Source organism: Halomonas sp. BM-2019, assembly GCF_017584085.1.
This window is the reverse complement of the sequence record NZ_CP071922.1, coordinates 1,229,488-1,241,204: the sequence shown is the minus strand read 5'-3', so window position 1 is coordinate 1,241,204 and position 11,717 is coordinate 1,229,488. Positions and strand designations below refer to the sequence as shown.

Here is an 11,717-nt window from a genome sequence, read left to right as displayed (position 1 = left end):
CGGGACCACCTGGGCGGCCAGCCGCCAGGCCAGCGCCAGGTCCTCCTCCAGGGTCACCTCGGGGCTGGCATGCACCGCGAAGCCGGTGTAGCCGCGGCCGGCCTTGCGCTCGGTGCGCGCCAGGGCGTACTCCTCGTGGGTCTCGGGGTGCAGGAAAACGGGAAAGTCGCGCCCCACGGGCTTGAAGCCACGGCGCCGCATCGCCTCCGGGGTGGCCCCCACCACCACCCAGTCGTGATCGTAGACCGGCCACCCCAGGCGGGCATCGCGCACCGCGCCGCCCACACAGTAGACCTCGAGCCCCTCCACGACGGGATCCCGCGGCACGCCCATGGCTCAGGCCTCCACGCGGTCGGGGTGGCGAAGCTGCCACTCGGTGAAGCCGCCATCGAGGCTGTAGACCTCGCCGAGGCCCTGGCCGGCCAGCCAGGCGGCGGCCTGCTGGCTGGAGTGGCCGTGGTAGCAGACCACCACCACCGGGCGATCCGCCGGGGTCGAGTCGAGGAAGCCGGCGACGCTGTCGTTGTCGAGCCGACGGCTGCCGGGCAGGCGCCCCTGCCCGAAGCTCAGGGGGTCGCGGATATCCACCAGTGCCAGGTCGCGGCCCTCGTCGAGCCAGGCCTGCAGGGTCGGGATATCGAGGTGCTGGAAGCTCATGATGAAACCTCGTCGTCGGGGCATTGATCAGGGTAGCCGCCGGCGTCAGCGCCGGCGACTGGGCACCAAGGTCCGCACCCCGCTGGTGAGGTCCAGGGCGGTCAGGGCGCCCCCCCACACGCAGCCGGTGTCCAGGGCCTGGGCGTTGACGCGGCTCCCGGGGGTCTCCCCCTGCAGGGCCGCCCAGTGGCCGAACAGCAGCCGGGCGCTGTCGGCGCGCGGATAGCGGAACCAGGGCGCGAAGCCCGGCGGGGCACTCTCGAGGCCCTCCTTGGCGGTGAAGTCCAGGCGCCCCTCGGCGTCGATGAAGCGCATCCGGGTCAGCGCATTGACGATGGCGCGCAGCCGGTCGATGCCGTCGAGATCGTCCCGCCATCGGGCCGGGGCGTTGCCATACATCCGTTCGAGAAAGGCGCCGGCGCGCTCGCTGCCGAGCGCCGCCTGGACCTCGCCGGCCAGCGCCTCGGCCTGGTCCAGCGACCACTGGGGCAGCAGCCCGGCATGGGTCATCAGGGTCTCCTCGCCGAGCGTACCGCGCACCAGCAGGGGGCGCGACTGCAGCCAGTCCAGCAGCCGCTCGCGGTCGGGGGCGGCGAGGATGGCGTCCAGGGTGTCCTTGCGATTGAGTGCCGCCCCGCCGCGGGCCACCGCCAGCAGGTGCAGGTCGTGATTGCCCAGCACCACCCGGGCCGTCTCGCCCAGCGCCATCACCTCGCGCAGGCAGGCCAGCGACCCGGGACCGCGGTTGACCAGGTCGCCGGCCAGCCACAGGGTGTCCCGGCGCGGGTCGACGTCGAGGGTCTCGAGCAGCTCGACGAACTCGGCGTGACAGCCCTGGAGGTCGCCGATGGCATAGGTGGTCATGGGCTCTCCCGATCTCGAAGGACGACGGACATCGACAGACGGCCAATCAATGCACCTGGTTGGGGCCGGCCAGGCGGAAAGGCGCGATGGGCACCTCGAAGGGGCGCTGGGAGGCGGTGTCCACGCAGGTGTAGTCCCCCTCCATCACCCCCACCGGGCCATCGAGGATCGCCCGGCTGGTATAGCGGAAATGCTGGCCGGGACCGATCACCGGCTGCTGGCCCACCACCCCCTTGCCGCGCACCTCCTGCACCTTGCCGCTGCCCTGGGTGATCTTCCAGTGGCGGGCCATCAGCTGGATGCTGTAGCGCGAGGCGTTGTAGACCGTCACCGTGTAGCTGAAGACGTAGCGCGCCTCCTCCGGCGAGGACTCCTCCTCGCGAAACTCGGGCAGCACCTCGACCTGGATCTCGCCCCTCAGGGCCTCGGGAAGCCTCGACATCACGCCTCCTCCTCGCCGCCGGCCGCGGCCAGCCGGTTGGCGATGCGCACGAACTCCTCGACGCTCAGGGTCTGGGGGCGACGCGACGGATCGATGTCGAGTGCCGCCAGCCCCTCGGCGTCGATGCGCCCCTTGAGGTTGTTGCGCAGGGTCTTGCGGCGCTGGCCGAAGGCCTCGCGCACCAGGGTGAAGAGCAGCGCCTCGTCGTCGGCCGGGCAGGGCAGCTCGGCGTGGGGCGTCAGGCGCACGATGGCGGAGTCCACCTTGGGGCGCGGCACGAAGGCCTCCGGCGGCACCACGAAGAGCGACTCCACCCGGCAGCGGTACTGGGCCATCACCGAGAGGCGACCCCAGTCGGGGCCGCCCGGTTCGGCGGCCAGGCGCTCCACCACCTCCTTCTGCAGCATGAAGTGCATGTCGGCGATGGCGTCGCCGGCCTGGAGCAGGTGGGCGATCAGCGGCGTGGAGATGTTGTAGGGCAGGTTGCCCACCACCCGCAGCGGCTGCCCCTCGCCGCGCAGGGCGCGGAAGTCGAACTGGAGGGCGTCGCCCTCGTGGATCACGAAGCCGGGGTAGTTGAAGAACTGCACCCGCAGCCCGGGGATCAGGTCGCGGTCGAGCTCGATCACCTCGAGATGGCCATCGGCGGCCTCCAGCAGCGGCTCGGTGAGGGCGCCCTGGCCGGGGCCGATCTCCACCAGGCGCTCGCCGGGACGCGGCCCGATGGCGCGCACGATGCGCGAGATGATGCCGTGGTCGCGCAGGAAGTTCTGGCCGAAGCGCTTGCGAGCCCGGTGAGCCGGGGGGCGAGATGCCATTCAGGGGTGTCCTTCTATCGCTAGGATCTTGAATTCTTGCATGGAAACGGAGCTTTTCCGGCGACAGGCTTATGAGCGGCGCCCGGCCATCTCGGCGGCCAGGGCCACGGCCACCCGCAGGCTGCCGGGGTCGGCGCGGCCGCTGCCGGCCAGGTCCAGGGCGGTGCCATGATCCACCGAGGTGCGCACGAAGGGCAGCCCCAGGGTGATGTTGGCCGCGCGGCCGAAGCCGGCGTACTTGAGCACCGCCAGGCCCTGGTCATGGTACATGGCCAGCACCGCCTCGACGCCCTCCAGGTGCCTCGGGGTAAACAGGGTATCGGCAGGGAGCGGGCCGTCAAGCCGCAATCCCTCGGCGCGCAGCGCCGCCAGCGCCGGCTCGATCACCTCGAGCTCCTCGCGCCCCAGGTGGCCGCCCTCCCCGGCGTGGGGGTTGAGCCCGCACACCGCGATGCGCGGCGCGGCCAGACCAAACCAGCGGCGCAGGTCGGCATCGAGGATGCGCAGCACCCGTGTCAGGCCCGCGCCGGTGATGGCATCGGCCACCTCGCGCAGCGGCAGGTGGGTGGTGGCCAGCGCCACCCGCAGCGCCGGGGACCCCCGCCAGCCGGGCCGGGTGGCGTGCAGGGCGCAGTCGGTGGCGAGCATCATCACCACCTCCTCCACCCCGCAGGCGTCGCGCAGGTACTCAGTGTGCCCCCTGAACCCGGCCTGGCCGGCATCCAGGATCACCCCCTTGTGCAGCGGGGCAGTGACCATGCCCGCGGCCTGGCCGGCCCGGCAGGCGGCGATCGCCACATCCAGGGTCTCCAGCACGTAGGCGGCGTTGGCCGGTTCGAGCACCCCGGGGCGAGACGCCGCGCGCAGCGCCACCGGCCACACCGGCAGCCGCCCGGGCTCGGGATCGGGCACCGCCTGGCCGGGGGCGAGCTCGACCAGCGCCAGCTCGAGGCCCAACCGGGCGGCGCGCTCGGCCAGCAGCCCGGGATCGCCCACCGCCACCACCCTGGCAGCCCCCACCGGCTCGGCCGCCAGCCTCACGGCGAGCTCCGGCCCGATGCCGGCGGGCTCGCCGGTGGTCAGCGCCAGGAGCGGGGGCTCGGCCAGCGCCATCAGCGGTCGTCGAGCCGGTTGTCGACGAAGGCCTGGGAGCGGATCTCCTGCAGCCAGACGTCCAGCTCCTCGTTGGCCCGGCGCTGGAACAGCGCCTGCTGGGCCTGCTGGCGGCCGACGCCCTCCTGCTCCATGACACGCTCCACCTCCCGTTCGGAGAGGTTCACCCGGCTCCCCACCCGGCGCTGCTGCAGCTCGCGGATGACCAGCTCGCGTCGGATCTCCTCGCGCACGGTGGCCAGCGCCAGGCCGTCTGCCTCCAGGGCATCGGCGAACTGCTCCAGGGTCATGCCGTTGTTCTCGGCGATGGCCCGCAGCTGGCGATTGAGCTCGGTGTCGTCGATGGAGAGCCCGGCCTCCCGGGCCATCTGCAGCTGGATCTCCTCGAGGATCATCTGCTCGAGGAGCTGCTCACGCAGCATCCGCTCGGGGGGCAGGTCGATCTGCTGGGCGGTGAGCTGGCTGCGGGCCTGGGCCAGCCGCTCCTCCAGCTCGCTGTGCATGATGGCGCCCTGGTTGACCACCGCCACGATGCGGTCCAGGGCCTGGCGCTGGGTCGACTGGAACTCCTGGGCCTGGACGCTCAGCGCGCCCCCGCCGAGCCCCAGGGCCATGGCCAGGCCGGCGGCCAGCACGGCGGTGCGTCGACGGCTCACTGTGTGCTTCTGTTTCATCATTCCTCTCTGCTGGCGGCGTCCGGGTCAGAAGGCGGTGGCGCGATAGCCCGGGATAGCCTCCTCGAAGTAGCTGTCGGCCTCGCGGCCCACGCCGCCGAGGCCCTTGAACACGAAGCGCAGGAAGACCCCGCGGTCGGTGAAGTCGTCATCGATGCGCGCCGTGTCGTTGTCGTCGATCCACTCGCGCCAGACCAGCTGCAGACCATAGCAGCAGTCGTTCCACTGCACACCCGCCAGCTGCTCCAGGGCACGGTCGTTGGTGTTGTCGTAGAGGAAGCGACCGATCAGGTCGACGCGCCGGTTGGCCTTCCAGGCGAACGACAGGTCGTACTCCTCCCGGTTGAAGTCGCGGAAGTCATCGTCGCCCGGCTCGACCGAGGGATCGAAGCCTTGGAGCTCCCAACGGTAGCCGAGGTTCAATGCGTGGCCCGCCGGCGAGCGATACTGCAGGTCCACCGAGGCGCGCTCGGTCTGCTCGAGGTTGTCGTCGTAGAGCCACTGCCAGCGGGTGCGCCAGCGGTCGGTGATGCGCCAGTCGGCGCGGGTCACCAGCGGCGAGCGCTCCCGGGTGACCCGGTAGCGGTCCATGAAGTCGCGGGGCAGGGTATTCGGATCGCCGTCGATGTCGATGGTGCGATCCTCGAAGTAGTAGGCCTGGCCCACCCCCACGGAGACGCGCTCCCGGCCGCGCTCGTCCTCCAGCAGCCGCGATTCGACGCCCAGGGAGAGGCGGTTGAGGTCGCCGACCCGGTCGCGGCCCGAGAAGCGGTGGGGCGACCAGAGCTGGTTCCAGGAGAAGGCGCGCTCGCTGCTGTCGAAGTCGGGAAACTCCGACTGGTCCCGGGCCGGCACATAGGCGTAGTTGGCCCGGGGCTCCAGGGTCTGGCGGTAGCCGCGCCCGCCGAGCTCCAGCTCGCGCTCGAACACCAGCCCGCCGTCCACCGAGGCCACCGGCACCTCGCGGGTCAGGCTGGTGTCGCGGTCGGTGTCGCGCTCGCCGTAGTCCAGCTCGTAGGCGGTGGCCAGCCACTCCAGGCGCGGTTCCAGGTGCCCCCAGCTCTCGTCGAAGCGCCAGCCCACCGCCGGCGTCAGGTGCAGCCGCGAGCCGGTGGCCGACTCGCGCAGCGGCACCCGGTTCTCGTCCACGTCTCGCCAGAAGTAGGTGAAGTTCGAGCCCCACTGCTGGTAGAAGCCGCCGGGCTGGGACCAGCGGGCGTCGGCGGAGAGGCTGGGCAGCCGGTAGAAGGGCTTGTCACGGTCTCGCAGCGGGTCGTCGAGCTTCTGGAAGCCCTGAGCCCGGACGTCGAGCCGCCAGGTATCGCCGCGGTAGTCGAGCTGGGCCAGGCGAGGCATGGCGGAGGTGTTCTGCTCGGCGAAGTCGCTGCCGAAGTCGTCGAAGTAGCGTCCGTCGCTGGCCGCCCCGTAGCGCAGCTGATAGCGGGTGCGGGCGTCGAAGCGGCCGGCGTGGCGGTAGTCGACGTACCAGCGATCCTCGCCCTCGTAGCGGCGCGAGGCGGCATCGGGGTCGTCGCTGGAGCCGCCGTCATCGCTGCCGAGGAAGGCCCCCTCGATCTGGCCGGCGTCGCGGGGGAAGAGGTAGCGATATTCGCCGCCCAGCAGCAGGCCGCGATCGGTGATCCAGCGCGGGTTGAGGGTGGCGTCGTGGTTGGGCGCAATGTTCCAGTAGAAGGGCTGGGCGTAATCCACGGCGTTGCTGGAGACGCCCACCGCCGGCCACAGGAAGCCGGTATGGCGGCGATCGTCGATGGGGAAGCGCACCCAGGGCCAGTAGAAGACCGGCACGCGGCCCATCTCCAGGCGCGCATGTCGCGCGGTGCCGAAGCCGCTCTCGCGGTCGAGCACCACGTCACCGCTGACCAGCCGCCACAGGTCATCCCCCGGGTCGCAGGTGGTGAAGCTCGCTGAGGTGAGCCGGAACCGACCGTCCTCCAGGCGCTCCAGCTGCAGGGCGTCGCCGCGCAGATGGCGGTCATGGACCACGTAGTGGGCGCTGTCGATGCGGGCCGCCTGGGTGGTCAACGAGAGTTCGGCGGCCTCGCCGCGCACCAGCAGGTTCTGGTCGCGCAGCGCCAGCGGGCCCTCGGCATAGGCACGCTGGCGCTCCCCGGGCACCCGCACCGAGGGCGTCTCCAACTGGGTGGTATCGCGGCGCAGCAGGACCTCGCCGCGCAGGATGGTCTCGCCGTCCTCGCCGTAGCTGGCGCTGTCCGACTCGCTGGTGACCCGCCCCGGCGGCGGCTCGGCCAGGCGGTAGGCCGGCATCACGTAGACGCCGCGGCACAGCGCGTCGGCGGGGCGATCATCGCCCCAGGGGCGGAAGTCCAGCGACTCGGCCGGCAGGGAGGCGGGGGGGGCCGCAGCGAGTGGGGTACTGGCCAGTCCCAGGGTCGCCAGGCCAGCAAGAGCCGTCCATGAGAGTCGCTTGCCCATGTTCCTCGATGTCCTTGGCGGGGTGAATCGGTATTATACAGACCGCACCCGGCCTGTGCTGCCGGTGGCCGAGCAGCGCCCAGCATGCGGCGCCCCCCTGCGGCCGTCAACCGCCCCCACGGCGACATCCACCCCGACCAGGGAGCCACCCCCACCATGTCCGACGCCGCCACCCCGCGCCTCGCCCTGCTCAGGAGCTGGGCCGCCGAGTGCCACGGCCTGCCGAGCGCCGCGATCGACCTGCGCCTGGCCGCCGGCGACGCCAGCTTCCGCCGCTACTTTCGCCTGCGCCTGCCCGACGGCACCACCCGCATTCTGATGGACGCCCCCCCCGAACAGGAGGAGAGCCGTCCCTTCGTAGCCATCGCCCGGCGCTGGGCCGCCGCCGGCCTGCCGGTGCCGGCGCTTCACGGGGTCGACCTGGCCCGGGGGTTCCTGGAACTCGACGACCTGGGCGATACCCCGCTGCAGGCCCGCTTTCGCGGCGAGTCGGACGCCGCCACCCTGGCCTGGCACGAGCACGCCATCGCGCTGATCCATGCCCTGCAGAACCGCGCCGGCCCGGACGACCTGCCCGCCTTCGACGCCGAGCTGCTGGGCCGCGAGCTCGAGCTCTTCCCCGAGTGGTGCCTGGGCGAGTGGCTGGGCCTGGCGGCGCCCCCGGGGTGGCGCGGGCTGCGCCAGGCGCTGATCGACTCGGCCCTGGCCCAGCCGGTGGTCACGGTGCACCGCGACTATGACGCCATGAACCTGATGGTGCAGGATGAGTCCCTGCACCTGATCGACTTCCAGGACGCCGTGGCCGGCCCGCTGAGCTACGACCTGATCTCGCTGCTGCGCGGCCGCTACTGTCGCTTCGACGCCGAGCGCTTCGCCCAATGGGTAGAGGCCTTCCGCCAGCGCGCCCAGGCCGACGGCCGGCTGCCCTCCCGGGTGAATGCCGCCACCTTCCTGGCCCAGGCTCAGGCCATGGCCGCCCAGCGCTCGCTCAAGGTGCTGGGGATCTTCTGCCGGCTGACCCTGCGCGACGCCAGGTCGGGCTACCTGGCCCGCCTGCCCCACTTCCTGGCCCACCTGGAGGCGAGCCTGGCGGGGCTCGACGGGCACGCCGGCTTCCAGGCCTGGCTGGTCGACACCTTCCGCCCGGCCCTGACGGCGCGCCTGGAGGGCGAGGCATGAAGGCGATGATCCTGGCCGCGGGGCTCGGCAAGCGCATGCGCCCGCTCACCGACCGCTGCCCCAAGCCGCTGCTGCCGGTGGGCGGACGGCCGCTGATCGTCCACCAGCTGTCGCGGCTGCGGGCAGCAGGCATCACCGAGATCGTGATCAACGTCAGCTACCGGGCGGAGCAGATCATGGCGGCGCTGGGCGACGGCGGTGATTACGGGGTGCGCATCGCCTGGAGCCGCGAGGCGACCCCGCTGGAGACCGGCGGCGGCATCCGCCAGGCACTGCCGCTGCTGGGCGAAGCGCCCTTCCTGCTGGTCAACGGCGATGTCTGGTGCGACCTGGACCCGGCCGCGCTGCCCGCCCTGGGCGACGACCTGGCGTGGCTGGCGCTGGTGGACAACCCGGTGCACCACACCAAAGGTGACTTCCACCTGGACCCCGCCGGCCGCGTCCACGCCGAGGGCGAGCCGCGCCTCACCTTCGCCGGCCTCAGCCTGCTCGACCCGGCGCTGGTGGCCGCCGAGCCCCCCGGCGCCTTCGCCCTGGCGCCGCTGCTGCGCCGCGCCATGCAGGAGGGTCGCGTGGCCGGCCACCACCATCGCGGCGAGTGGGTCGACGTCGGCACCCCCGAGCGGCTGGCCGAGCTCGACCGACGCCTGCGGGGCTGAGCCGAAGCCTCCTCCCCCCTCTACGGCCTGTCCCCGGCGCCTCTCACTATGGGCAGCTGTGACACCCCTGTATGCTGGCCCACTTGACCCGACGATCAACAAAGGAACCCTTGTCATGAAAGCCAACGTGAAATGGACCGATGGGCGTCAATTCGTTGCCGAGAGCGGCAGCGGCCACAGCGTGGTGATCGACGGCCCACCCGACCACGGCGGCCGCAACACCGGCCCGCGCCCCATGGAGATGCTGCTGATGGGCCTCGGCGCCTGCACCTCCTTCGACGTGCTGGAGATCCTCGAGAAGTCCCGCGCCCCGGTAAGCGACTGCGTGGCGAGCCTCGAGGCGGAGCGCGCCGACAGCGTGCCCAGCGTCTTCACCCGTATCCACGTGCACTTCACGGTGAGCGGCAAGGGGTTGAAGGAGAAACAGGTGGCACGCGCGGTGGAGCTCTCCGCCGAGAAGTACTGCAGCGCCTCCATCATGCTGGTGAAGGGCGGCGTCGAGGTGACGCACTCCTTTACCATCGTGGAGGAGTAGCGCCGAGCGCCGAGCGCCGAGCGCCGAGCGCCGAGCGCCGAGCGCCGAGCGCCGAGCGCCGAGCGCCGAGCAGGATGATGACTACACCGCTACCTGTATCAACAAAGAGCGTCGGTCCCACGAGGCGCTCTCTCATTACAGCAACACAGGCCGCCCGTTGATGTGCGGCTGGGCGCTAGGCGCTTGAAGCTAGGCGCTACAGGCGATAGACGCTGGTGGTCATGACCTTGGACATCAGCGACATGCCGAACTTGACCGGGGCGGGGAAGCGGGCGCCGCCCGCCTCCAGGGCCAACTGGGCGTGGTGGGCCTCGTCGATGGCCATCTGGCGCAGCACCGCCCGGGAGCGCTGGTCGCCCGCAGGCAGCCTAACCAGGTGATCCTCGAGATGGCGGCCCACCTGCTCCTCGGTGGCGGCCACGAAGCCCAGACTCACGCGGTCGCCCACGGCGCCGGCCACGGCGCCGATGCCGAAGGAGGCGGCGTAGAACAGCGGATTGAGCAGGCTAGGCCGATCGTGGAGCTCCTGCAGGCGCTCGTCGCACCAGGCCAGGTGGTCGATCTCCTCCTGGGCCGCCGCCTCCATCTGGCCGCGCACCTCGGAGAGCTTGGCGGTCAGCCCCTGGCCCTGGTAGAGCGCCTGGGCGCACACCTCGCCGGTGTGGTTGATGCGCATCAGCCCGGCCGCGTGGCGACGCTCCTCCTCGTCCATCGGCTCGTCGCGCACCTCGGGGGTGGCCGGGGACGGTCGCGACGCCCGGGCGGCATGGGGCACCAGGGTGCGCAGCACGGTATCGAACTGGTGGATCAGGTTGTCGGTACGGGAGAGCTTGCGGTTCATGACGACCTCGTCGCGCCTCGGCTCGGGATGGGCCCCCATTGTAGCCGAGCGGTCCCGACTCCAGAAGCGCGGCCCCCAACGACCGACGCCACCTGTCGGCGGCGTCGTAGGGAACTGCACCCGATGCGTCGAGCGCTTGGGCTCGCGCGGTGACCCGCAGGGCGCCGGCTAGCCAGCCGGCCAAGTGAAGCGTCGACCGCCCATCAGGTGCATATGAATATGGTAGACCGTCTGGCCGCCGTCGTCATTGCAGTTCATCACCACCCGGTAGCCATCCTCGGCAAGGTCGCGCTCCTTCGCCAGCCGGGCGGCGACCAGTGGCAGGCGCCCCATCAGGGCCTGGTCGCCCGCCTCGAGGTCGTTGAGGGTGGCGATATGGCGCTTGGGGATCACCAGCAGGTGGGTGGGCGCCTGGGGGGCGGTATCCTCGAAGGCCAGCACCTCGTCGTCCTCGTAGACGATCCCGGCGGGCAGCTCGCGGTTGATGATGCGGCAGAACAGGCAGGCCATGGCGTCTCTCCTCTATGGTGGCCGAGCGGTGGGGCTCAGCGGAAGCGGCGCTGGGTCAGCAGGTGGCGCACCAGCGGGGCCAGTATCAGCTCCATGGCCAGCGACATCCGCGAGCCGGGCACCACCAGGGTGTGGGGGCGACTCATGAAGGAGTCCTGGATCATCGCCAGCAGGTAGGGGAAATCCACCGTGGCCGGGTCGCGAAAGCGGATCACCACGAAGGACTCGGCGTCATTGGGGATATCCTGCACCTCGAAGGGGTTGGAGGTATCCACCGTGGGCACCCGCTGGAAGTTGATATGGGTGCGCGAGAACTGCGGCTGGATATAGCGCACATAGTCGTCCATCCGCCCCAGAATGGTGTCGATCACCGCCTCCTGGGCGTGTCCGCGCAACTTGGTGTCGCGGACGATCTTCTGGATCCACTCCAGGTTCATGGTCGGCGCCACGCCCACCAGCAGGTCCACGTGACGGGCGATATCGTGCTCGGGCGTGACCAGGCCGCCGTGGAGCCCCTCGTAGAAGAGCAGATCGGTGCCGCAGGGCAGTGGCTGCCACTCGGTGAAGGTGCCGACCCGGTAGCCGGCCTCGATCATCTGCTTGTCCTCGGCGTGGATATAATGGCGAAAGGTGCCACTGCCCTGCTCGCCGTACTCCTGGAACAGCGCCTCGAGCTCATCGAGCAGGTTGGCCTCCACCGCGAAGTGAGAGAGTTCGTCCTTGCGCTCGGGCTCCTCGCGGAAGATCCGCGCCAGCTCCTCCCGGGTGTAGCGGTGGAAGGCGTCGCCGTCGACGACTGCGGCATGCACGTCCTCGCGGATGAACATGCGCTCGAAGGTGCGCTTGACCGTGGTGGTGCCGGCACCGGAGGAACCGGTCACGGCGATGATCGGGTATTCGCGGGACATCAGCCCCCCCCCGCCCCGGCGATGGCCGTGCGCACGGCCTCGGGGAACGCCACCGGCCGCGCG

Annotated in this window: 13 protein-coding genes and 1 pseudogene; 3 read left to right on the top strand and 11 right to left on the bottom strand. The window is 71.2% G+C overall.

The window, feature by feature from the left end; genetic code table 11:
- The 8 genes and pseudogenes from J5F18_RS06300 to J5F18_RS06265 all read right to left on the bottom strand — a co-directional run.
- Positions 1-333, bottom strand: a pseudogene (locus J5F18_RS06300) (polynucleotide adenylyltransferase); the annotation flags it as partial.
- Positions 334-336: 3 nt separating this feature from the next.
- Positions 337-657, bottom strand: coding sequence for a thiosulfate sulfurtransferase GlpE (gene glpE / locus J5F18_RS06295; protein ID WP_346301442.1), 321 nt, complete (start codon positions 655-657; stop codon positions 337-339).
- A gap of 45 nt (positions 658-702) precedes the next feature.
- Positions 703-1,521, bottom strand: coding sequence for a symmetrical bis(5'-nucleosyl)-tetraphosphatase (locus J5F18_RS06290; protein ID WP_346301441.1), 819 nt, complete (start codon positions 1,519-1,521; stop codon positions 703-705).
- Positions 1,522-1,567: 46 nt separating this feature from the next.
- Positions 1,568-1,963 (bottom strand): Co2+/Mg2+ efflux protein ApaG, encoded by a 396-nt coding sequence (apaG, locus tag J5F18_RS06285; protein ID WP_346301440.1) that lies wholly within the window; start codon positions 1,961-1,963, stop codon positions 1,568-1,570.
- The gene (gene rsmA, locus J5F18_RS06280) at positions 1,963-2,781 is read right to left on the bottom strand and encodes a 16S rRNA (adenine(1518)-N(6)/adenine(1519)-N(6))-dimethyltransferase RsmA (protein ID WP_346301439.1); all 819 of its coding nucleotides are present in this window, start codon (positions 2,779-2,781) and stop codon (positions 1,963-1,965) included. The genes apaG and rsmA overlap by 1 nt, the downstream gene beginning before the upstream one ends.
- 69 nt (positions 2,782-2,850) lie before the next feature.
- Complete coding sequence (gene pdxA / locus J5F18_RS06275) at positions 2,851-3,894, bottom strand: 4-hydroxythreonine-4-phosphate dehydrogenase PdxA (RefSeq protein WP_346301438.1); 1,044 nt, start codon at positions 3,892-3,894, stop codon at positions 2,851-2,853.
- Complete coding sequence (locus J5F18_RS06270) at positions 3,894-4,571, bottom strand: SurA N-terminal domain-containing protein (RefSeq protein ID WP_346301437.1); 678 nt, start codon at positions 4,569-4,571, stop codon at positions 3,894-3,896. Before J5F18_RS06270 ends, pdxA begins: the two co-directional genes overlap by 1 nt.
- A gap of 24 nt (positions 4,572-4,595) precedes the next feature.
- Positions 4,596-7,022 (bottom strand): LPS-assembly protein LptD, encoded by a 2,427-nt coding sequence (locus tag J5F18_RS06265; RefSeq protein WP_346301436.1) that lies wholly within the window; start codon positions 7,020-7,022, stop codon positions 4,596-4,598.
- 156 nt (positions 7,023-7,178) lie between these two features.
- On the opposite strand from J5F18_RS06265, the gene J5F18_RS06260 reads away from it, so the two are divergent.
- The 3 genes from J5F18_RS06260 to J5F18_RS06250 all read left to right on the top strand — a co-directional run bounded on the left by J5F18_RS06260 (position 7,179) and on the right by J5F18_RS06250 (position 9,395).
- Positions 7,179-8,201, top strand: coding sequence for a phosphotransferase (locus J5F18_RS06260; protein ID WP_346302183.1), 1,023 nt, complete (start codon positions 7,179-7,181; stop codon positions 8,199-8,201).
- Positions 8,198-8,860, top strand: coding sequence for an N-acetylmuramate alpha-1-phosphate uridylyltransferase MurU (murU, locus tag J5F18_RS06255; protein WP_346301435.1), 663 nt, complete (start codon positions 8,198-8,200; stop codon positions 8,858-8,860). The genes J5F18_RS06260 and murU overlap by 4 nt, the downstream gene beginning before the upstream one ends.
- Positions 8,861-8,975: 115 nt before the next feature.
- Entirely contained in the window at positions 8,976-9,395 is a 420-nt protein-coding gene (locus J5F18_RS06250) for an OsmC family protein (protein WP_346301434.1), read from the top strand.
- Between the two features lie 196 nt (positions 9,396-9,591).
- Here the strand turns inward: J5F18_RS06250 and coq7 are convergent, their stop codons facing one another.
- The 3 genes from coq7 to J5F18_RS06235 form a co-directional block, all read right to left on the bottom strand.
- A complete protein-coding gene (gene coq7, locus J5F18_RS06245) occupies positions 9,592-10,236 on the bottom strand; it encodes a 2-polyprenyl-3-methyl-6-methoxy-1,4-benzoquinone monooxygenase (RefSeq protein ID WP_346301433.1) in 645 nt (214 codons plus the stop codon).
- A gap of 168 nt (positions 10,237-10,404) precedes the next feature.
- Positions 10,405-10,746, bottom strand: a complete 342-nt coding sequence (locus tag J5F18_RS06240) for a histidine triad nucleotide-binding protein (protein ID WP_346301432.1) — start codon at positions 10,744-10,746, stop codon at positions 10,405-10,407.
- 35 nt (positions 10,747-10,781) lie between these two features.
- Positions 10,782-11,654, bottom strand: coding sequence for a phosphoribulokinase (locus J5F18_RS06235; RefSeq protein WP_346302182.1), 873 nt, complete (start codon positions 11,652-11,654; stop codon positions 10,782-10,784).
- Positions 11,655-11,717: the final 63 nt, after the last annotated feature.